Source organism: Pseudomonas sp. B40(2017) (assembly GCF_002112855.1).
GTDB lineage: Bacteria > Pseudomonadota > Gammaproteobacteria > Pseudomonadales > Pseudomonadaceae > Aquipseudomonas > Aquipseudomonas pharyngis.
This window is the reverse complement of sequence record NZ_NEIT01000001.1, coordinates 517,143-537,844: the sequence shown is the minus strand read 5'-3', so window position 1 is coordinate 537,844 and position 20,702 is coordinate 517,143. Positions and strand designations below refer to the sequence as shown.

General features: G+C 58.4%; 18 protein-coding genes. 9 read left to right on the top strand and 9 right to left on the bottom strand.

Annotation, left to right across the window (positions count from 1 at the left end; all coding sequences use genetic code 11):
* Positions 1-128 precede the first annotated feature (128 nt).
* The 4 genes from CAF76_RS02350 to CAF76_RS02335 all read left to right on the top strand — a co-directional run bounded on the left by CAF76_RS02350 (position 129) and on the right by CAF76_RS02335 (position 6,551).
* Positions 129-932, top strand: a complete 804-nt coding sequence (locus tag CAF76_RS02350) for a hypothetical protein (RefSeq protein WP_085646678.1) — start codon at positions 129-131, stop codon at positions 930-932.
* 156 nt (positions 933-1,088) lie between these two features.
* Positions 1,089-3,095: a hypothetical protein gene (locus tag CAF76_RS02345; protein ID WP_085646677.1), complete on the top strand. Its 2,007-nt coding sequence runs from the start codon at positions 1,089-1,091 to the stop codon at positions 3,093-3,095.
* A gap of 194 nt (positions 3,096-3,289) precedes the next feature.
* Positions 3,290-5,533, top strand: a complete 2,244-nt coding sequence (locus CAF76_RS02340; RefSeq protein ID WP_085646676.1) for an autotransporter outer membrane beta-barrel domain-containing protein — start codon at positions 3,290-3,292, stop codon at positions 5,531-5,533.
* A 298-nt stretch (positions 5,534-5,831) separates the two neighbouring features.
* Positions 5,832-6,551 carry an IS4 family transposase gene (locus tag CAF76_RS02335; protein WP_218190792.1) on the top strand — a complete coding sequence of 240 codons (720 nt, stop codon included), beginning with the start codon at positions 5,832-5,834 and terminating at the stop codon, positions 6,549-6,551.
* A 45-nt stretch (positions 6,552-6,596) separates the two neighbouring features.
* Here CAF76_RS02335 and CAF76_RS02330 read toward each other — a convergent pair whose 3' ends face one another.
* From CAF76_RS02330 to CAF76_RS02315, 4 genes are all read right to left on the bottom strand, one after another.
* A complete protein-coding gene (locus CAF76_RS02330) occupies positions 6,597-7,091 on the bottom strand; it encodes a hypothetical protein (protein WP_085646675.1) in 495 nt (164 codons plus the stop codon).
* A gap of 150 nt (positions 7,092-7,241) precedes the next feature.
* The gene (locus CAF76_RS02325) at positions 7,242-7,883 is read right to left on the bottom strand and encodes a DUF1345 domain-containing protein (RefSeq protein WP_085646674.1); all 642 of its coding nucleotides are present in this window, start codon (positions 7,881-7,883) and stop codon (positions 7,242-7,244) included.
* Positions 7,884-7,975: 92 nt separating this feature from the next.
* On the bottom strand, positions 7,976-11,074 hold the full coding sequence (locus CAF76_RS02320; protein ID WP_085646673.1) for an efflux RND transporter permease subunit: 3,099 nt from the start codon (positions 11,072-11,074) through the stop codon (positions 7,976-7,978).
* Between the two features lie 15 nt (positions 11,075-11,089).
* Entirely contained in the window at positions 11,090-12,247 is a 1,158-nt protein-coding gene (locus CAF76_RS02315; RefSeq protein ID WP_064596879.1) for an efflux RND transporter periplasmic adaptor subunit, read from the bottom strand.
* 263 nt (positions 12,248-12,510) lie between these two features.
* Here CAF76_RS02315 and CAF76_RS02310 point away from each other — a divergent pair, with 263 nt between their 5' ends.
* The gene (locus CAF76_RS02310; protein WP_007960391.1) at positions 12,511-13,212 is read left to right on the top strand and encodes a response regulator transcription factor; all 702 of its coding nucleotides are present in this window, start codon (positions 12,511-12,513) and stop codon (positions 13,210-13,212) included.
* Between the two features lie 4 nt (positions 13,213-13,216).
* Positions 13,217-14,518, top strand: a complete 1,302-nt coding sequence (locus tag CAF76_RS02305; protein ID WP_085646672.1) for an ATP-binding protein — start codon at positions 13,217-13,219, stop codon at positions 14,516-14,518.
* A gap of 125 nt (positions 14,519-14,643) precedes the next feature.
* On the opposite strand, the gene pncA is transcribed toward CAF76_RS02305, so the two are convergent.
* The 4 genes from pncA to CAF76_RS02285 all read right to left on the bottom strand — a co-directional run bounded on the left by pncA (position 14,644) and on the right by CAF76_RS02285 (position 17,157).
* Positions 14,644-15,270 carry a bifunctional nicotinamidase/pyrazinamidase gene (gene pncA / locus CAF76_RS02300; protein WP_085646671.1) on the bottom strand — a complete coding sequence of 209 codons (627 nt, stop codon included), beginning with the start codon at positions 15,268-15,270 and terminating at the stop codon, positions 14,644-14,646.
* A 50-nt stretch (positions 15,271-15,320) separates the two neighbouring features.
* Positions 15,321-16,079, bottom strand: coding sequence for an anti-sigma factor (locus CAF76_RS02295; protein WP_085646670.1), 759 nt, complete (start codon positions 16,077-16,079; stop codon positions 15,321-15,323).
* A complete protein-coding gene (locus CAF76_RS02290) occupies positions 16,076-16,561 on the bottom strand; it encodes a sigma-70 family RNA polymerase sigma factor (RefSeq protein ID WP_143491794.1) in 486 nt (161 codons plus the stop codon). Before CAF76_RS02290 ends, CAF76_RS02295 begins: the two co-directional genes overlap by 4 nt.
* Positions 16,562-16,623: 62 nt before the next feature.
* Positions 16,624-17,157 carry a tetratricopeptide repeat protein gene (locus CAF76_RS02285; RefSeq protein WP_007951256.1) on the bottom strand — a complete coding sequence of 178 codons (534 nt, stop codon included), beginning with the start codon at positions 17,155-17,157 and terminating at the stop codon, positions 16,624-16,626.
* A gap of 158 nt (positions 17,158-17,315) precedes the next feature.
* On the opposite strand from CAF76_RS02285, the gene CAF76_RS02280 reads away from it, so the two are divergent.
* The 3 genes from CAF76_RS02280 to nudC all read left to right on the top strand — a co-directional run bounded on the left by CAF76_RS02280 (position 17,316) and on the right by nudC (position 19,821).
* A complete protein-coding gene (locus CAF76_RS02280; protein WP_064596869.1) occupies positions 17,316-18,089 on the top strand; it encodes a class I SAM-dependent methyltransferase in 774 nt (257 codons plus the stop codon).
* Between the two features lie 82 nt (positions 18,090-18,171).
* Positions 18,172-18,984: a crotonase/enoyl-CoA hydratase family protein gene (locus CAF76_RS02275; protein ID WP_085646668.1), complete on the top strand. Its 813-nt coding sequence runs from the start codon at positions 18,172-18,174 to the stop codon at positions 18,982-18,984.
* 6 nt (positions 18,985-18,990) lie between these two features.
* On the top strand, positions 18,991-19,821 hold the full coding sequence (gene nudC / locus CAF76_RS02270) for an NAD(+) diphosphatase (protein WP_064596865.1): 831 nt from the start codon (positions 18,991-18,993) through the stop codon (positions 19,819-19,821).
* Here nudC and CAF76_RS02265 read toward each other — a convergent pair.
* Positions 19,789-20,568 (bottom strand): TSUP family transporter, encoded by a 780-nt coding sequence (locus tag CAF76_RS02265; RefSeq protein WP_027611974.1) that lies wholly within the window; start codon positions 20,566-20,568, stop codon positions 19,789-19,791. The genes nudC and CAF76_RS02265 overlap by 33 nt on opposite strands.
* Positions 20,569-20,702: the final 134 nt, after the last annotated feature.

The window sequence follows — 20,702 nt, the reverse complement described above, 5'->3', positions numbered from 1 at the left end:
AAATATCCGACAGACGGTAGAAATACCTGTCAGATCTGACAGTAGCCCAAAGTCATGAAAGCGCCCTTAATCTGTACAGGAGTAACAGGCACCAGCGAACAGAATTTCAGATTGAAAGAGGTGTTCAAATGTCATCCAGTGGGCCGCTGAATTTCAATCCTCCTCAAGTTATTGGGGTACTGGATCATTCACTGGATCCAGAGGGGCATATTCCCTATGAGTTGCTTTCCGAAGGCATTGATGTGGTGGTCCCTCTGTGGCCTTCCTATGCCACGAAGCCAGGGGAAAGAGACAAACTCATTGTCCGTTTTGAAAAAAATGATCAGGCACCTGTAGAAATCATAAAGGAGTATCTTCCAGCGGATATACAGCCAGAATTCGTCATTCATATCGGTCCTGAGCATTTGTTAAATGATGGCGTCGGCCAGCTATGGTATGAAGTTTATGATACTGCGGACCACCTGTCCTGTTCAGATCCCCGCAATTTGACAATCGATCACACGCCTATAGCCGATGAACTTGATGAGGCCGATTTTCGTGATGCAACCATATGGGGCTACGTTAATTGTGATACCGACCCGCCCATTTGGGAAGGCATTCGGGTTGATATTCCACCGTTGAATAATTTTAAAATCGGCGACCGCTGTGAAACGCTCTGGAGAGGATACCGTTCATTGAACGGAAGCGGTGTCGAGTTTGTACGAGCTCGCTGGAAAGATGTGCGGAAAAGCTTGTCTGCGGAAGATATCGAAAGGGGATACGGCCTGACTGTTCTGCCTTACGAACCCCATATAAAGCCAATGGATGACCAGTGTTCCGCGACAATTGTCTACCGGATTTTTCGCGGTAAGAGGCTAGTAGGCATTTCAAAACTTGCGGTTCTGAAAATTGATCGAGTGATATCGGGTGACGGTTTTTGCGGCCCGACCTAGCGTCTTTCCAAAGGGAAGGCAGGGGGTAACAAAGAAAGCAAGTGATGTATTACGCTGAATGAATGCTTGATGGATATTGATTTTCATTTTGAGCAAGGGCGCGATGACGAATGTTTGTTTATTGTTGCGCTATTACTTTGATGGAGCGAGGAAATCATGAGTGCGATAATTGAGAAAGGCAAAGCGGTACTTCAATCAAAAACCAAAAGGGCAGATGGCATACTAGTTGATCCCCCCGCTGCGCCCACTTTTCCCGCGCAGACTATTCCGGATGGTGATAAGCGAATTCCTGTCGCACATCTTGATAAAGATCTGGATTATCTGATCAGGAAGCCTACTTTGGAGGCAGACCGCGACTTCATTCAACCGCAAATTCGTAAAAAAGGCACTACTGTCTGGAACGATATTCTTGTTGATCAATATTTGGAATTGGGACCGGTAGCGAGCAGAGACTGGACTCAACCCTTTAAAATTGCGCAATCTTTTTTGAGAGAAGACCCCACCCCTGAAGAGCCAACTGAATGGGAGTTTCGCTACATCTTTTGGGCGGACGGTACAAACGACGTTGCGTCACTCGAGAGCTCCTTTGCCATCGACCGGACGCCTTACAACGTAGTCAAGACCCCGCCATCTGACCGCACACCAAGCGCACCTACCTGGCCTTCCGATCTCGGCCCCACGGACCCAATCGATGATGCATATCTCGACGGCAAGACCGGCATTATCGTCAAGCCATTTATCGCGCATAATTACCTGCCCAATGATACCTTTCACTGGTTCTTCAGCCCGGCGCCCGATACTGAGCGCGACACACCGGTCCATAAAGGATCTCTGTCTCCCACCAACCGGGACACCGAAATTCCTGCCGCTGTTTTCTTGGCGGCTGAAGAGGGGCCCAATCGGTTGGTCTATGTAAATATCGATGCGGCGGGTAATAGGGCGCGCGCTTCCCATTTCAGCCAACGCGACGTGGTCCATACACCTGAGCCTGATCCTGGCACGTTTTTTCCGCCAATTGTTACGTTGGCCGATGGTGATGGCGATAACCTGATTAACCGTGAAGACATGCTTTCTGATCCGCGGGGAGTCGAGATTGTAGTTAAAGTCCCTACTCCGAATTCTCCAAGAGACACGATCTTCGTTACTCTGCACAACGAACAGGTTGGAACTGAACAGAGAGTCGGAACTGAGACTGAACTTAAGTTTTATGCACCGCGTGCGTTGGTAGAGCAGATATATGGAGATACAGACGGTATCGTTCAGCGGACGGTGGCCTTCGAAATGTTTCGTGGTGTCAAGGACCTGGCAACCGACAGTGTCGATATTGATGTGGATATATCAATTGTCGGCGCAGATCCACTGCCGGCGCCAAGCTTGGAAACAACGGCGGGCAGTGACAACGAAATCAAGGAGTCCGATTATGGCGATAATGGCATACAGGCCAGTTTGGCTATGCCGGCGACTCCACCGACAGAAGAGGGTTGGTTGCTTGATTTTATTTTTGGCTCTAAAACGTTCGCTACCGTTCCCCTGACTACCGGGCAGGAAGGCACAACCATTTCCAGAAACCTGCCGTGGTCGGTGGTGGAGGCACTAGGCGGTGGATTGACACACGTTCTACGCTGTGAAATCTATGTGCCCACCGGTAACAATCGAAACAAGTCCGCTCCTCGGGGTATTCCTGTAGAAGCCTTTCCGATTCAAATGGACGCGCCGGAGATACTCAATCTTGCAGGCCCGGCCCGAAGAATCGGATGTGCGACTCTAAATTTCCCTACCGGTACACTCCCAGGAGATGGCACACCACGGCGAAATTTGCAGGTGCGTATATTGCCGAACGCATTCACTGTGGATGGCGAGGAAATTACATTGAAATATATCGCCTATCCAAGTAATGACCCGTCAACGCCTATTCCCGATACAGACGCTGAAACCAAGTATCCGATATCAGGGACTTTTCCCACCGATGGGGTTGTTATCGAAATCGGCGATTATGAAGAGGATTTCAAACCTGCCCACCAGGCATTGGGCCATGTCTGGTATGTAATTTCGCGAGGTGGGCCAGGCAACAACCCTACACCTGATTCAGGAGTGGCGATCCGGGAACTGGATTTGGATGACAGTGAAGGGCGGTTCTGCGAAGACTTTGTACCGACCCCTTAGCGATCACGACTACGGGCGGCGAGGTTAAAAACTCGCCGCTTTTTTCGCCCTTCCAAGAGTTCTCGCGGAATATTCGTCGGCAAATAGAGATTAATCCTACATAAATATTTGAATAGTCCGGATAGTCTGCCAGCCCTCGAATGGTCGGTCGTCTGTGTGGAGGGCCGCAAGCGTTAATCCAGCAGGTGACAGTTATGTGGCAGAAATCGACAACCTATTCAAACATTCCGTTTTTAAGAATCGTTTTAAGTACGTCGTTATTTTCCGTGTGTATTTCATCGGTCTCCGCAGCCCCGGTTGTTGGTAGGGACGAAACCGTAAGCGGTGGTACCCCGGAATCCTGGGACCTCAGCCAGGGTGCCAAGTTAACGGTCAATGGTGCGCAGACGCTTCAGATCACCTCTGATAGTTCTATCCTTAACGTCAACGCTGGCAGTACGACCCAACAAATATCCGCGCGTAATGGATCCACGGTCAATCTGAGCGGCGCAACCGTTGTCGGTACGGGCGGACTGGCCGCTGTTCTTCTGAGCAACAGTGACGCCACGATCGATAGCAGCACGATCACTGGCAATCGCATTGGGCTTCAAGCGATTCGTGACTTCACTACGCAGATTGGCTCTCACGTCACGGTTGCCAACAAAAGCACGATCAGCGGTGTTCTGGGCGGAGCGCTGGTGAGTGCTTTCAGTACCCTTGATCTGGTCGACTCGACACTGATCGGCACTGGAGCCACCAGCTACGGGCTTCGATTGCGGAGTGGTCAGGCATCTGCGACAGGTAGCACGATTGTGGGCGGGCAGGAAGGTGTCGTGATCGATCTGGATCCCAACGAAGTCCGGCCCGCGGTCCTGAATCTTGAAAACACTACCGTCCAGGGGCAAACCGGATCGGCCATATTGGTTGACTTTGCCAATGCGTCAGACTCGACAGCCACAGTTTCACTTACCCGCGCTCGCTTGCTCGCGGGTAATGGCACTCTGCTTGACGTAAAGGGCGGAGCGAATACTTCACTATTGGTCAACGACAGCCAACTGGCAGGCAACATTGTCTCGGAGCAGGGCAGCACGACACATTTGACGCTGCAGAACAATTCCACCTTGACAGGTCATTTGGAAAACGTTGCCAGCGCTACTGTCAATGACACGTCGAGTTGGGTCATGGTCGGCAATGGCAGCATTGAGCAATTGACGCTTAACAACGGTGGGTCGGTGGTGTTTGGCGGCAACGATGCGTTCTACCAGTTGAACGTGGGCTCGCTGTCCGGTGAGGGTCGGTTTTTTATGGGCACTGATTTCGCCACCGGGCAGACCGATTTGTTGAACGTCACTGGCAATGCCAGTGGGACGCACGAATTGTTGATTGAGAGCAGTGGCGTTGATCCGGCGGCTGGACAACCTATCCGCGTCGTCCAGACCGCTGGAGGCGATGCACAGTTCTTCATCAACCGCGATGTCGATCTGGGTACTTATTCTTACGGCCTGGCAAAAAGTGGCAACGACTGGATCCTGGACCCAAGCACTCGGACGGTCAGTCCGGGCGCGAGGTCTGTTCTCGCCTTGTTCAATACCCCCTCGACAATCTTGCTTGGAGAACTCGCACCCTTGCGCACGCGTATGGGGGAATTGCGTTTCAATGGCGGGCGAGCCGGTGCCTGGGGCCGCACTTACGGCAGAAAATACAATGTCGCCGATGGTTCTGGCGTGGGTTACAAGCAAACTCAGCAGGGTTTCACCCTGGGGGCAGATGCTGCAATTGGCGACTCCCAGTGGTTGGTGGGCGCAATGGCTGGTTACAGCAAATCCGACCTCGATCTTGATGCCGGAACTTCAGGAAAGATCGACAGTTACTATCTGGGCACCTACTTGAGCTGGCTCGACGCGGTCTCCGGCATTTATTTCGATGGTGTCTTGAAAGCCAACCGATTTCGTAACGAAGCGAAAGTAAGCCTTAGCGACGGCAAGCGTGCAAAAGGTGACTATGACAACACAGGTATTGGAGGATCAATCGAGGTCGGTCGCCATATACCGCTTGGCGATGGTGTGTATGTCGAACCTTTCACCCAATGGTCTGCGTCCGTGGTTCAGGGCAAAAACTTTTCCCTCGATAACGATTTGCAAGCTGAAGGCGATCGCATGCATTCCTTTATCGGCGAGGCAGGTGCAACGGTCGGTCGTAATATTGAACTGGAGAAGGATCGAGTCCTGCAGCCGTATCTGCGCGCCAGTTGGGCGCACGAATTCGCCAAAAACAATAAGGTCGAGGTCAACAATAATGTCTTCAACAATGACCTGTCGGGGTCACGGCTGAAGTTGGCTACGGGCTTTGCCATGACGCTGACGAAAAGCTTTCATGTACACGCCGACTTCGATTACAGCAATGGCCGCAATATCGAACAGCCATTGGGCGTCACTATCGGTGGACGTTATGAATGGTAAGCGCTGACATTCTTTGCAAAAAAAGGAAACCGCGTGGTTGATGCCGATCAGTTAAGCCTCGATGCTTGACCTTTGGCCGCAAGAAATCAAAATCCGATGCCTGAATAGGCATCGGATTTTTTTATGCGTCTGGCTCGGGCATTGGAACTAACCCACAACTTCGTCTCGACTCCCGATTCCCTCGAGGGATTGGACTCGTTGCTTGACCCTTTTCTGGTCGAGCAGGCCTTGAAACAGTCTGGTGTCGCCGAAATGAAGCTGGCAGAGCAACTGATCGAGACCACGCCGGATCACATCGTTGACGTTGTTCGATCGCGGTTTTTATTCCCTGGGGTTGCTGCACCAATGGCAGCAGGCCGGCACCGAGCGGCATTGGCTGATGCCGTTACGCAAAGGGGCGCAGTACGAAGTCATTCAGCGATTGGGCCGTCAGGATGCGGTGGTCTCGTTAAGCACTTCGCCGCAGGCCCGCAAGCAATGGCCGGAATTGCCGGAGCGCCTGACCGCAAGGCTCCTGAGCAAAACCGTCAAGGGCAAGGTCTGTCAGATTTTGACGTCGATGGCCGATCCGCTGCGTTTTCCTTCCGATGAAATCGTCGACCTGTACAGCCATCGCTGGGAGATCGAATTAGGGGGCCGGGAGATGAAACAGACACTGCTCAACAGCAGCTACATGCTGCGTAGCAAGACGCCCGAGATGATCGAACAAGAGTTGTGGGGCGTATTACTGGGCTACAACCTGTTGCGTTATCAGATGGTGGAAATGAGCCGCCATTGTCCAGGCATCCATCCGTGCGAACTGAGCTTCACCGCGTGTACCTGGGCGATCCCGGGGTTTATCAACGGCGTTTCTGCGGATCGCTCAGGGAACATCCCCAAATATCTCGCCGAACTGCATGCCTCGGCCTCGCACTGTGTGTTGCCCCAATGCCGGGAAGAGCGCATTTATCCTCGGGCTATCCGGCTAAAATCGCCGAAGTACCCGATCAAAAACAAAAATGCCAGTCAGCTTAACTGACTGGCATTAAACCGCGTGGTTTCATTTTTTATTTTATGCCAGTTATTACGCGACACGTTTTTGTTTGGTGGCACCGTACATAACAATGTGGTTGACCGCTTCGAATTTTACGTTGATTTTCAGTTGGACCGGTGTTTCATCCTCTCTGTATTCAACAATCGCGTCTTTCAGTTCGCCGCTTAGGACGCCGCTGATCGAATCGAATTTCAAATCTGCTTTCCCACTCATTTGTGAATAGATGTAAGCCTCTGTTTGACTTCTATTGTAAACATACGTCAACCTGACTACGGTCTGTTCGGGAGTCAGGTCGTACGTGCCATCGGCCGCTCCTTCGGAGAAAGAAAGAATGATTTCCTTCGTGGCGCGTTGTTGTAAATCGCGATGGCGGGCATACATTTGAAGTGCTTTACCATGTGGCGGATCGTATTCCTCTAAGGTGAGTTCAACCAGCGATGCCTTGAACTGTTCAGAGTCATTCAGCTTTCCTTCACACATTCCTGCTCGGGGAGCCTGCCGGGTGTTGAGCGTTTTTGCGTTCATCGAAATAATCTCCATGTCATCACAAAGTATCCCGCTTCATAAAGACTACCCTCGGGATGAGGTATCAGACTGCTAAAGTGGCGCACTGTAAACTGTCAGAGTTGACAGTTTACAGTGCGCCGTTTGTGTGATTTTTATCTGATGCACTGATTAGCCGAACAGCCCGGCCGCAATGTTGATCGAGAGCCCAAGAATCGCCGTATTGAACACAAATCCGATCAACGACTGCGCCAGCACGATCTTGCGTATCTCCCGCGTGGCCACGCCAACATCCGCCGTCTGCACGGCGACGCCGATGGTGAACGAGAAGTACAGAAAGTCCCAATAGTTGGGCGTCGTCAGGCCTTCGGCAAAGCGCAGCGCCGGTTCGTTGCCGTCCCAGGTATAAAACAGCCGGGCGTAGTGGACGCAGAAAATCACTCCGATCAGCAGCCATGAACCGATGACCGTCAGTGCGGTGAAACCATAGTGCAGGAGTTTGCGGGTGGTTTCGAGGTCCTTGCTGCCGGCCAGTTCGAAGGTGATGGTGGCGAGGCTGGCCAGCGCCGCGATGCACACAACGAACAGTACCAGCCCGGCATTTTCATCCTCGACTTCGGCGATGCGTCTGACGTCCGGTGCTTTCGCGCGAGCTGTCAGCCAGAACATCAGGAGCAGATAGGTCCAGACGCCGGCGTTCCAGCCGATAAGGATTTTGCTGATGACCGAGTCGGCAGGGACCAGCAGGCCGACGGCAAGACCGAATAACACGGCGGCGGAGAGGCGAGGGTGGGTGCGGGCGAGGAAGCGCATGGGAACTCGATGGGCCAGGGTGTGCTGACACCTTAGCCCAGCGTTGACAGGTGTGGCCACAATGCCGGATGTTTGCCAATCCCGCATTGAGATCAGTGAGGTTTGGTGAATCGTTGTACAAGCTTCATGACGACAACAAAGAACACCGGCACAAAAATCACCGCCAGCGTCGCCGTAATCATCCCGCCAATCACCCCGGTCCCAATCGCCTGCTGACTCGCTGAACTCGCGCCGGTGGCAATCGCCAGCGGCACCACACCCAGAATAAACGCGAGCGAAGTCATGACAATCGGCCGCAACCGCAGACGCGCCGCTTGCAGCGTGGCATCAATCAGATCGTGACCTTCGTCATACAGGCTCTTGGCAAACTCGATGATCAGGATCGCGTTCTTCGCCGACAGACCGATGATGGTGATCAGCCCGACCTTGAAGAACACGTCGTTGGGCATCCCGCGCAAAGTCACCGCCAGCACCGCACCGAGCACGCCGAGCGGTACAACGAGCAGCACGGAAGTCGGAATCGACCAGCTCTCGTACAACGCCGCCAGACACAGGAACACGATCAGCAGCGACAGCCCTAGCAGAATCGGTGCCTGACTGCCGGACAAACGCTCCTGCAACGACAGACCAGTCCATTCCTGACCCAGACCTTTCGGCCCTTGCGCCACCAGCCGTTCGATTTCCGCCATGGCTTCGCCGGTACTGTGGCCGGGTTTCGGCTCACCGGAAATCGAGATTGCCGGGTAGCCGTTGTAACGGGTCAGTTGCGCCGGGCCTTGAGTCCATGTGGCTCGCACGAATGCCGACAGCGGCACCATTTTCCCGGCGTCGTTGCGCACGTGCATCTTCAGCAGGTCATCGACCTGACTGCGACGGTCGCCTTCGGCCTGCACGACAACCCGTTGCATCCGCCCCTGATTGGGGAAGTCATTGACGTACGAGGAGCCGATGGCGGTGGACAGCACGTTGCCGACGTCGGCGAAGGAAATCCCAAGTGCATTGGCCTGCTTGCGATCCACTTCCAGCTGCACTTGCGGCGCTTCGGCCAGCGCACTTTCACGCACGTTCATCAGGATCGGGCTTTTCTCGGCGGCCGCGAGCAACTGGGTGCGAGCCTCCATCAAGGTCGCATGACCGAGGCCGCCGCGATCCTGCAGGCGGAACTCGAAGCCGCTGGACGTACCCAAACCATCCACCGGCGGCGGCAGCACGGCGAACGCCACGGCATCCTTGATCTGGCTGAGGGCGATGTTGGCGCGGTCGGCAATCGAACTTGCCGAGTCGTCGCTGCCGCGCTGTGACCAGTCCTTGAGCGTGGTGAACGCCAGCGCGGCGTTCTGCCCGCTACCGGAAAAACTGAAACCGAGAATCACGGTGCTGTCGCCCACACCCGGTTCGCCGGCGTTGTGCGCTTCGATCTGCTCGACCACCTGCACCGTGCGGTTCTTGCTCGCACCGGGTGGCAGTTGAATGTCGGTGATGGTGTAACCCTGATCCTCGACCGGCAGGAACGAGGAGGGCAGGCGCGCGAAGCACAGACCCAGGCCGACCAGCAACACAACGTAGATCAGCAGGTAACGACCGGTGCGTTTCAGCGCGTAACCGACCCAGGCCTGATAGCGATCGGTCAGTTGCTCGAAACGGCGGTTGAACCAGCCGAAGAACCCGGTTTTTTCGTGGTGTTCGCCCTTGGCAATCGGCTTGAGCAAGGTGGCGCACAGTGCCGGGGTCAAGGTCAGGGCGAGGAAGGCCGAAAACAGGATCGAGGTGGCCATCGACAGCGAGAACTGGCGGTAGATGACACCCACCGAACCCTGCATGAAGGCCATCGGAATGAACACCGCCACCAGCACCAGGGTAATGCCGATGATAGCGCCGGTGATCTGGCTCATCGCCTTGCGTGTCGCTTCTTTGGGCGACAGGCCTTCGGTGGCCATGATCCGTTCGACGTTCTCCACCACCACGATGGCGTCGTCCACCAGAATGCCGATGGCCAGCACCATGCCGAACATGGTCAGCACGTTGATCGAGAACCCCAGCGCCAGCATGGTGGCGAAGGTACCCATCAGCGCCACCGGCACCACCAGGGTTGGAATCAGGGTGTAACGGATGTTCTGCAGGAACAGGAACATCACCGCGAACACCAGCAGCATGGCTTCGCCGAGGGTGTAGACCACTTTGGTGATCGAGACCTTCACGAATGGCGACGTGTCGTAAGGAATCTTGTATTCCACGCCCGCCGGGAAGTAGCGCGACAGTTCATCCATCTTCGCCCGGATCAAAGTCGCGGTGCTGAGGGCGTTGGCGCCCGGCGACAGTTGCACACCGACGGCGGTGGACGGCTTGCCGTTAAGACGGGTGCCGAATTGGTATTCCTGGCTGCCGATCTCGACCCGCGCCACATCCTTGATGCGCACGGTGGAGCCGTCCGGGTTGGCCTTGAGCACGATGTCGGCGAACTCTTCCGGCGTCGACAATTGGCCCTTGACCAGAATCGTCGCGGTGATTTCCTGAGTGCTCGGGTTCGGCAGATCGCCGATGCTGCCGGCCGACACCTGGGCGTTCTGCGCGGCGATGGCGGCGTTGACGTCAGCGGGTGTCAGGTTGAAACCGATCAGCTTCTGCGGATCGACCCAGATCCGCATCGCCCGCTCGGCGCCGTACAACTGGGCCTTGCCGACACCGTCGATGCGCTTGATCTCGTTCATCACGTTGCGCGCCAGGTAATCGCTGAGCGCCACGTCGTCGAGCTTGCCGTCGCTGGAGGTCAAAGTGATCAGCAACAGGAAGCCGGCGGAGACTTTCTCCACCTGCAAACCTTGCTGATTGACCGCTTGCGGCAGGCGTGACTCGACTACCTTCAGGCGATTCTGCACATCAACCTGCGCCAGCTCCGGGTTGGTGCCCGGCTGGAACGTGGCCTTGATCGTGGCGCTGCCGAGGCTGCTTTGCGATTCGAAGTACAGCAGGTGATCGGCGCCGTTGAGCTCTTCCTCGATCAGGCTGACCACGCTTTCATCGACGGTCTGCGCCGAGGCGCCCGGGTACACGGCGTAGATTTCGATCTGCGGCGGCGCGACGTCGGGGTATTGCGCCACCGGCAATTGCGGGATGGCCAGCGCACCGGCCAACAGGATGAACAACGCGACGACCCAGGCGAACACCGGGCGGTCGATAAAGAACTGCGGCATAGAAGAGCGTCCTGCTTACTGACCAGAGGTCTGGGCAAGTGGAAGAGGGGTGTCGTCGATCTGCACCACTTCGCCCGGACGGGCGTGTTGCAGGCCTTCGATGACAATGCGGTCGCCGGCCTTCAGGCCACCGGTGACGATCCAGCGGTCGTTCTGCACAGCGCCAAGCTGCACCGGCTGCTGGGCAACACGCATCTGATCGTCGACAGTCAGGACTTGCGCCACACCGGCGCTGTCACGCTGTACCGCGCGTTGCGGCACGGTGAGACCGTGCTGGATCACGCCTTGTTCCAGGCGCACGCGAACGTAGCTGCCGGGCAACAGATCGAGATCCGGGTTGGGGAACTCGCTGCGCAGGATGATCTGCCCGGTGCCCGGATCGACCGTGATGTCGCTGAACAGCAACTTGCCGGGTAACGGATAGAGGCTGCCGTCGTCCTGGATCAGCGTGGCCTTGACCTGATCCTGGCCGACCTGCTGCAACTGGCCGGAACGGAATGCCCGGCGCAGTTCATTCAATTCGCGGGTCGACTGGGTCAGGTCGGCGTGGATCGGGTTCAGTTGCTGGATCAGCGCCATGGGCGTGGTTTCGTTCTGGCCGACCAGCGCGCCTTCGGTCACCAGAGCACGACCGACGCGCCCGGAAATCGGCGCGGTGACGGTGGCGTAGCCCAGATTCAGCTTCGCCCGCTCGACGGCAGCCTTGTTGGCGGCCACGTCGGCGGCGGTCTGCCGGGCGTTGGCGCGGGCGTTGTCATAGTCCTGAGCGCTGATGGCCTTGTCTTCGATCAACTGGGCGTAGCGCTGCTCCTGCAGTTTTGCCTGGAACGCGTTGGCCTCAGCCTTGCGCAGCGCGGCTTCGGCGCTATCGAGGTCGGCCTTGAACGGCGCCGGATCAATGCGGAACAGTACGTCGCCCTTTTTCACGTCGCTGCCTTCGCGGTAGGTACGTTGCAGTACCACGCCGGCGACCCGGGCGCGGACTTCGGCGATGCGCGGGGCGGCAATCCGCCCGCTCAGTTCGCTGCTGATCGACAGGGGGCGCGCCTCAAGGGTTTCGATCCGCACGGTGGCCGGCGGCGCCTGTTCCTCGGCGTTCGAGGATTTATCACAGGCGCTCAGCGTCAGCGCCAATGCGATCAGGCCGAGCCCGGCCAGCAGATTCTTCGACATGTACAACCCCCAATATTGATCTGCGCATCCTACGGACAGTCGCCGAGGGTAGCGGTGAAGCTTTGTAGGTGCTGTGTGAAATTGTGTAAGGGTTTTGCTCAGGGACGGGTGAGGGCGTATATCCTTTACGCCTTGATATTTATTGCGACAGATAAAGCATCGCGAGCAGGCTCGCTCCCACAAGGGATTGCATTCCAAATGTGGGAGCGAGCCTGCTCGCGATAGCGGACGATGGGTCGCCACTGTATTTCTGGATCACCTCAATGCCCAACATTCTTCTGGTCGAAGACGACACCGCCCTCGCCGAACTGATTTCCAGCTATCTGGAACGCAACGGTTACTCCGTCAGCGTGATCGGTCGTGGCGACCATGTGCGCGAGCGGGCACGGCTCAATCCGCCGGACCTGGTGATTCTCGACCTGATGCTGCCGGGGCTCGACGGTTTGCAGGTCTGTCGCCTGTTGCGCGCCGACTCGGCAACGCTGCCGATCCTGATGCTCACCGCCCGTGACGACAGCCACGATCAGGTGCTGGGCCTGGAAATGGGCGCCGACGATTACGTCACCAAACCCTGCGAGCCGCGCGTCCTGCTGGCTCGGGTGCGCACATTGCTGCGGCGCAGCAGCCTCGGCGAGCCGATGACCGCCAACGACCGGATCCTGATGGGCAACCTGTGCATCGATTTATCGGAGCGCACGGTGACCTGGCGTGAACAACCGGTCGAGCTGTCCAGCGGCGAATACAACCTGCTGGTGGTGCTGGCCCGCCACGCCGGTGAAGTGCTGAGCCGCGACCAGATTCTGCAACGTCTGCGCGGCATCGAATTCAACGGCACCGACCGCTCGGTAGACGTAGCGATTTCCAAACTGCGGCGCAAGTTCGACGACCACGCCGGCGAGGCGCGCAAGATCAAGACCGTGTGGGGCAAGGGGTATCTGTTCAGCCGTTCCGAGTGGGAATGCTGATTCGATGTTCAGAATCCTGTTTCGCCTCTATCTGGTGACGATCGTCTCCTACAGTGCGGCGATCTATCTGGTGCCGGATCTGGTGGTGATGGCGTTCAAGCAGCGGTTCGTCACCTACAACCTCGACTATTCCCGTGGCCTGCAATCGTTGATCACCAAGCAGTTTCGCGCGGTGCCGCAGGATCAGTGGCCGGCACTAGCGGCGTCGATGGACAAGGATTTCCAGCCGCTGCACATCGTGCTCGCCCGTATCGATGACCCCGGCTTCACCGTCATCGAGCAAGAACGCCTGCGGCGCGGCGAGAACATGGTGCGGGTGGGCGACTGGGGCTGGCGCACGCTGGCGGTCACGCCGCTGAATGACGAAATGGCAGTGCAGATGGTGGTGCCGCCGGATCCGATGGACGTGAATCTGTTGTACTGGAGCATCAACGTGCTCATCGGCGCGAGCCTGCTGGCGTGCCTGTTGCTCTGGTTTCGTCCGCACTGGCGCGATCTGGAACGCCTCAAGGGCACGGCCGAACGTTTCGGCAAGGGCCATTTGAGCGAGCGCACGCAAATTGGCCCGAGCTCCAACATCGGCAGCCTGGCCAACGTGTTCGACACCATGGCCGGCGACATCGAAAACCTGCTCAACCAGCAGCGGGACCTGCTCAACGCCGTGTCCCACGAGCTGCGCACGCCGCTGACCCGTCTGGACTTCGGCCTGGCGCTGGCGCTGTCCGACGACTTGCCGCAAGCCAGCCGCGAACGCCTGCAAGGGCTGGTCGCGCACATCCGCGAACTGGATGAGCTGGTGTTGGAGTTGCTGTCTTACAGCCGTTTGCAGAATCCGGCGAAGTTGCCCGAGCAGGTCGAGGTGTCGCTGGACGAGTTCATCGACAGCATTCTGGGCAGCGTCGACGAAGAGCTGGAATCCCCGGAAATCGTCATCGATGTGCTGCTGCACAATCAGCTGGAGCGCTTCACCCTCGATCCACGCCTGACAGCCCGGGCGATTCAGAACCTGCTGCGCAACGCCATGCGCTATTGCGAAAAACGCATTCAGATTGGCGTGCAGGTCTGCCCGAAGGGCTGTGAGATCTGGGTGGATGATGACGGGATCGGCATTCCGGAAGACGAGCGGGAGCGAATTTTCGAGCCGTTCTATCGACTGGATCGCAGCCGTGACCGCGCCACGGGCGGGTTTGGTCTGGGACTGGCCATCAGCCGTCGGGCGCTGGAGGCCCAGGGCGGGACGTTGACGGTGGAAGGTTCGCCGTTGGGCGGGGCGCGGTTCAGGCTCTGGCTGCCAACCCCCGTTTAGCACTCGTGACGATCGTTCCCACGCTCTGCGTGGGAATGCCGCCATGGGCGCTCTGCGTCCACTGTGACGCGGAGCGTCACGGTATGCATTCCCACGCGGAGCGTGGGAGCGATCAGTGTTCTGGATTAGAGGATCTCAGTCGACTGGATCAATCCAACCCCGGCCACTTGCATCCGTTCGATCGCCGCCGCCAGTGATCCATTCAAATCAATCGCCCGGCACGCATCCAGCACCACAAACGCATTGAACCCAGCCGCCCGCGCATCCAGCGCGGAGAACATCACACAGAAATCCAGCGCGAGACCGACCATATACACCGTGTCGATCCCGCGTTCCTTCAGATAACCGGCCAGACCCGTAGTCGTGACGCGGTCCGCTTCCAGAAACGCCGAATAGCTGTCGATGTCCGGGTTGCAGCCCTTGCGGATGATCAATTGCGCATGGGGAAGATCAAGTCCCGAATGAAACTCGGCACCGTGTGAGCCCTGAATGCAGTGATCCGGCCAAAGCGTCTGCTCGCCATACGTCAGTTGAATCACGTCATAGGGCTGACGGCCGGGATGGCTGGTCGCAAACGAAGCATGTCCGGCCGGGTGCCAGTCCTGGGCAATGACCACTTGCGTGAACTGCCCGGCGAGCCGGTTGATCAGCGGAACAATCAAATCACCTTCCGGCACGGCCAGTTGGCCGCCGGGAATGAAGTCGTTCTGCACGTCGATGACCAGCAGGGCTGTGCGTGGCGAAATCGGCATAAATCCATCCTTCTTGGAAAATCACCCGAGCAGCATAGTGACAAAATTCTTTAAACGTTCAGCCTGGTCTTAAACATTTTCGCCATGTCTTCCAGCTCGGAAGCCGGGTGATGGCCGATCAGCATCCAGGCGTGTTCGCGTTCGGTCCAGTACACCACGTTCATCCCGTGCCGGCGTTCATGGGCCAGCGGCTGGCTGCCGCTGTTGGTGCGCGTGACGCACAGCGCCAGCGGGCCGTGGGTGGCGTCGAGCCAGGTCATCTGGGCGATGGGCACGCCGTCATACTCGAGCAATTGCGCGCGTTTGAACTGCGCGCCGGGCAGTTTGAGTTTCGCCGGCGACAGGCTTACACCCAGCCGCGCATCGACGGTTCGCAACTGCGCCAGTTGCGAGGCTTCATCGGTGGGCAGATGTTCGAGGGTCTGCGGCACATACAGCGCCATGTAATCGCCCACCAGTTCGCGCCAGTTGTGCGATTGCTGCGCTTGCCAGGCCAGAAACAAACGGTCCGCCGCAACAGCTGCGAGCGCCACGCCCGCTGCCGCCGCGCCGATGAACCAGCGCCGGCTGAAACCGGGTTTCTGCGGTGACGGCGCGGCATCGAGCCGGGCCTGCAAACGGTCGAGCGGCGCCTGTTGCGCCTGTTCGTCATAGGCGGCCTTGAACGGCAGGGTGCTGCGGCTCAGCCATTGCACCCGCAAATTCAGCAGCGGATCGTCGGCGATGAGGCCGTCGAGTTGGCTGCGCTGTTCGCGGTCCAGTTCATCGTCCAGATACGCCACCAGTTGCTCGTCGGAAGGCGTATTCATTGCCGGTCTCCTGCGGGGGGGTTCGGTACCGCTTGCAGCGGCGGGTATTCGGCCAGCTTCAGGCGCGCGGTGGCCAGGCGGCTCATGACCGTGCCGATCGGCACTTGCAGGATCTCGGCGACTTCGCGGTAGGACAGGCCTTCAACGTAGGCCAGATAAACCGTTTCACGTTGAGTTTCCGGCAGCGCATCGACGCGGCGGATCACCTGCGCGGCCATCACATGAGTCTGCGCGGCGTATTCGCCATCGAAGGTCAGCTGCCTGTCGGCATCCGCCACACCCTGGCCCTGGCGCACCCGGCGGGAGCGCACTTCGTTGAGCCAGATCGAATGCAGGATACTCAGCAGCCAGCGATCCATGCGCGTGCCGGCCACGTACTGGCCCGAACGCTCCAGCGCCCGCACGCAGGTGGCTTGCACCAGATCCTCTGCCACGTGCCGATTGCGCGACAGCAGCAAGCCGTAACGCCACAGGCGCGCCAAGTGTTGCCCGAGTTCGGCTCTGAAGGCCTGATCGCTGAAAATGTTCGCCTCCGCGTGTCGTGTCAGGTTTTCGATGAATCGTTGATGGCTTCGGCCAGGTCCCGGTATTCCTCGCAGGTCGTGCCGCAGATCTTCTGGATGTGCTGCAACTGTTCCTGCGCCAGATCGACGCGGCCCTTGATGACGTAAGCCTCGCCCAGGTATTCGCGGACCTGCGCGTACTGCGGATCAAGCTTCACCGATTGCAGGTAATAACCGATGCCTTCGTCGGTGCGCCCCAGTTTGCGCGTCGCGTAACCGCGATAGTTGAGAGCCTTGGCGGTGTTCGGTTGTTCCAGCGTATCGAGCAGGGCCAGGGCTTCTTCGTAACGGCCGGCCTTGGCCAGGCGGTAGGCGTAATCGGTCCGGTCGGCGTCGGGCACCAGATGGCTGGTCTGCATCACGCACTTCTGCGTTTTGGTGTCGAATACCTGGCCTTTGGGGCAGTTGGGTTTCTGCACCGGCGCCTCTTCATCGCCATTGGCGAAGGCGAGGGGGCTCGCGAAAACGGCGGCTACCAGCAACGGGGCGGCGAACATAACGGAACGGATAGTCATGGGCAAGGCTCCACAAGGGGTCATGTTTCACTTTGAACACCGCAGGGTGAACATTTATTCATTGCTTTGTCAGGCTTTGTTAAAGGAAAGCCGTTTTTCCGGCGCTATGCTGGTCAGCGTTCGTCGTCGATCTGCAGTTCTACCATGGGAGTTTGGCCATGAAAGATCAGGTTCACCACTCGGCCGCCAGCGGCTACAAAACCGCCGCCGACACCTACGTCAAAGGCCGGCCCGACTACCCGCCGGCCGTCAGCGAATGGCTGACCGGCACACTGGGCCTCGATGCCCACAAGACTGTTATCGACCTCGGCGCCGGCACCGGCAAGTTCACCGGACGGCTGGTGGCGACCGGCGCCCAGGTGATTGCCGTAGAGCCGGTGGCGCAGATGCTGGAAAAACTGTCGCTGGCCTGGCCGCAGGTATTGGCCGTCAGCGGCACAGCAACGGATTTGCCGCTGCCCGACGCCTCGGTGGATGCCGTGGTGTGCGCGCAAGCCTTTCACTGGTTTGCCCGTACCGAAGCCCTGGATGAAATCGCCCGGGTCCTCAAGCCGGGTGGCAAGCTGGGCCTGATTTGGAACCTGCGCGACACCCGGATCGACTGGGTGCCCAAGCTGGACGCCATCGTCAATGCGCTGGAAGGCGACACGCCGCGCTTCTACACCGGCGAATGGCGCAAGGCCTTTCCCCATCCGGCGTTCGGGCCGTTGCAGGCGCAGCATTTCCAGCACGGGCATACCGGCGCGCCGGAAGATGTGATTTTCAACCGAGTGCGCTCCACCAGTTTCATTGCCGCGCTGAGCGATCAGCAGCGCGCGAAGATCGACGAGCAGATTGCTCAACTGATTGCCGGCGAGCCGCAGCTGCGGGGCAGGGAGATAGTGACGGTGCCTTACGAGACCGCCGCCTTCGTGGCGGTGAAGAACGGCTAGAGTCCCGCATTTGGCCGAACCGCCGTGCTGATGCCTTGTTATAGTTCGGGCCTCATTTTCAGCCCGGTAAAGGATTTCTGCCATGACTCAATACACCGCCTTCAGCGTCGAACTGGCCGACAACATCGCCCATGTGCAGATCAATCGTCCGGAAAAGATCAACTCGATGAACGCCGCGTTCTGGAGTGAAATCGTCGAGGTGTTCCAGTGGATCGACGACACCGACGAAGTGCGGGTGGTGGTGCTCAGCGGTGCCGGTAAACACTTCTCCTCGGGCATCGACCTGATGATGCTGGCCGGTGTGGCCAATGAGCTGGGCAAGGACGTCGGCCGCAATGCGCGCCTGCTGCGCAAGAAGATCCTGAGCCTGCAAGCGTCCTTCAATGCGGTCGACAATTGCCGCAAACCGGTACTCGCGGCGATCCAGGGTTATTGCCTGGGCGGCGCCATCGACCTGATCGCCGCCTGCGACATGCGCTACGCCGCCGAAGACGCGCAATTCTCGATCAAGGAAATCGACATCGGTATGGCGGCCGACGTCGGCACCCTGCAACGGTTGCCACGGATCATCGGTGACGGCATGCTGCGTGAGCTGGCTTACACCGGTCGCACCTTTGGAGCCGAAGAAGCGCGCAGCATCGGCCTGGTCAATCGCGTCTACAGCGACAAGGACAGCCTGATCGAAGGCGTGATGGACATCGCTCGGGACATCGCCGGCAAGTCGCCGATCGCGGTCACCGGCACCAAGGAAATGATCAGCTACATGCGCGACCATCGCATCGACGACGGTCTCGAGTACGTTGCCACCTGGAACGCCGCCATGCTGCAATCCAACGATTTGCGCGTGGCCATGGCCGCCCATATGAGCAAACAGAAACCCGAATTTCTGGATTGAGAAACCATGACATCTCGCTGGACCACTGCAGTATTGGACACCGATCAACCCGGCGGCTGGGCCGTGGCGCGCAGCCCCGAGGGTTTTCTGTTCGATGACAACGGCGCGCTGTTCCCCCGGGAATGGCTCAAGCGCCAGGACTTGTCGATCCTGGCCGAGCACGGTATCGGCCACCTTGATGGCGAGCCGGTGTACCTGCTGGAACTGCACAGCACCAGCGAGGTGCCGGGGTGCAACTGGAAAGGCCTGCGGGCGTTCATGCTCGACGGCGATCACACGATCTACAAAGTGCTGGGTTACGCGGCGCAAATCGGGACGTGGGCTCGGGAACACCGTTTCTGCGGCAATTGCGGTCAGGCCATGACCCAGGTGCCACGGGAGCGGGCGATGTATTGCCAGCCCTGCGATCTGCGCAGTTATCCGCGGATTTCGCCGAGCATGATCGTGCTGGTGACCCGTGGCGATGAGATCTTGCTGGCGCGTTCACCGCGTTTTGTCACCGGGGTCTACAGCACGCTGGCCGGGTTTGCCGAACCTGGGGAGTCGGCCGAGGATTGCCTGATCCGCGAAGTGCGCGAGGAAGTGCAGATCGAGGTGAAGAACATTCAGTACATGGGCAGCCAGTGCTGGCCGTTCCCGCACTCGATGATGCTCGGCTTCCATGCCGAATATGCCGGTGGCGAGATTGTCTGTCAGGAAGACGAGATCGAAGACGCCCAGTGGTTCAACGTGCACGCTCTGCCGCCGTTGCCGGCGTCCAAATCGATTGCCCGTTACCTGATCGACGTCTATGTGGCGCGGCGCTTAGGCCACGCTGAACCAGTGTTGCCAGGCTAGGCGCACGGTCAACCCCAGCACCACGGTGATGAACACCGGACGAATGAACTTGGCGCCGCCGCTGATCGCGGTACGCGCCCCGAAGAATGCGCCGACCATCACCGACAGGCCCATGCTCAGGCCGATGATCCAGTCCACCTGCCCGGAAAACACGAACACCGACAGCGCGGCAATGTTGCTGACGAAGTTCATGCTGCGTGCCACGCCGCTGGCCTTGACCAGATCGATCGGGTACAGCAGCAGGCTGCTGACGGTCCAGAACGCGCCAGTGCCGGGGCCGGCCACGCCGTCGTAGAAACCGAGGCTGAAGCCCTGGGTCGATTGCCACTTTTTCTTGATCGGCGCGTCGCTGTCCAGCGGCGCTTTCGGCGTGCCGCCAAACAACAGGTACAGGCCACAGGCGAAGACGATCACCGGCAGCATTTTGTTCAGCCATTCGGCGGGCAGGTAATGGGCGACGATGGCGCCGGTCAGCGCGCCAACCAGGGTGCCGACGATGGCATGCATCCACTGCCGTGGGTGAAACAGCTTGCGTCGGTAGAAAGTGAAACTGGCGGTGGCCGAACCGAAGGTCGAACTCAACTTGTTGGTGCCCAGAACCAGGTGCGGCGGCAGGCCGGCGGTGAGCAACGCAGGCGTGGTCAACAGACCGCCACCGCCGGCGATGGCGTCGATGAATCCGGCAATGAAAGCGACAAGGGCCAGAACGGCCAGGGTGGTGAGGTCAACGCTGAGTTCGAAAGGCATGGAATCGGCTTATTCGGCAGGTTGCAGAGCTGGGCTGCGGGGAGGGCAGTCATGTTACTCATTTCCAGGTGTTGCGGCGACCCATGTGGTCCTATCGCGAGCAGGCTCGCTCCCACATTGGAATGCATTCCCAC

Excerpts from the sequence above, each read along its gene's own strand:
- CAF76_RS02350 (WP_085646678.1), top strand. The coding sequence starts at position 129 with ATGTCATCCAGTGGGCCGCTGAATTTCAATCCTCCTCAAGTTATTGGG.
- CAF76_RS02345 (WP_085646677.1), top strand. The coding sequence starts at position 1,089 with ATGAGTGCGATAATTGAGAAAGGCAAAGCGGTACTTCAATCAAAAACC.
- CAF76_RS02340 (WP_085646676.1), top strand. The coding sequence starts at position 3,290 with ATGTGGCAGAAATCGACAACCTATTCAAACATTCCGTTTTTAAGAATC.
- CAF76_RS02330 (WP_085646675.1), bottom strand. The coding sequence starts at position 7,091 with ATGAACGCAAAAACGCTCAACACCCGGCAGGCTCCCCGAGCAGGAATG.
- CAF76_RS02325 (WP_085646674.1), bottom strand. The coding sequence starts at position 7,883 with ATGCGCTTCCTCGCCCGCACCCACCCTCGCCTCTCCGCCGCCGTGTTA.
- CAF76_RS02320 (WP_085646673.1), bottom strand. The coding sequence starts at position 11,074 with ATGCCGCAGTTCTTTATCGACCGCCCGGTGTTCGCCTGGGTCGTCGCG.
- CAF76_RS02315 (WP_064596879.1), bottom strand. The coding sequence starts at position 12,247 with ATGTCGAAGAATCTGCTGGCCGGGCTCGGCCTGATCGCATTGGCGCTG.
- CAF76_RS02310 (WP_007960391.1), top strand. The coding sequence starts at position 12,511 with ATGCCCAACATTCTTCTGGTCGAAGACGACACCGCCCTCGCCGAACTG.
- CAF76_RS02305 (WP_085646672.1), top strand. The coding sequence starts at position 13,217 with ATGTTCAGAATCCTGTTTCGCCTCTATCTGGTGACGATCGTCTCCTAC.
- pncA (WP_085646671.1), bottom strand. The coding sequence starts at position 15,270 with ATGCCGATTTCGCCACGCACAGCCCTGCTGGTCATCGACGTGCAGAAC.
- CAF76_RS02295 (WP_085646670.1), bottom strand. The coding sequence starts at position 16,079 with ATGAATACGCCTTCCGACGAGCAACTGGTGGCGTATCTGGACGATGAA.
- CAF76_RS02285 (WP_007951256.1), bottom strand. The coding sequence starts at position 17,157 with ATGACTATCCGTTCCGTTATGTTCGCCGCCCCGTTGCTGGTAGCCGCC.
- CAF76_RS02280 (WP_064596869.1), top strand. The coding sequence starts at position 17,316 with ATGAAAGATCAGGTTCACCACTCGGCCGCCAGCGGCTACAAAACCGCC.
- CAF76_RS02275 (WP_085646668.1), top strand. The coding sequence starts at position 18,172 with ATGACTCAATACACCGCCTTCAGCGTCGAACTGGCCGACAACATCGCC.
- nudC (WP_064596865.1), top strand. The coding sequence starts at position 18,991 with ATGACATCTCGCTGGACCACTGCAGTATTGGACACCGATCAACCCGGC.
- CAF76_RS02265 (WP_027611974.1), bottom strand. The coding sequence starts at position 20,568 with ATGCCTTTCGAACTCAGCGTTGACCTCACCACCCTGGCCGTTCTGGCC.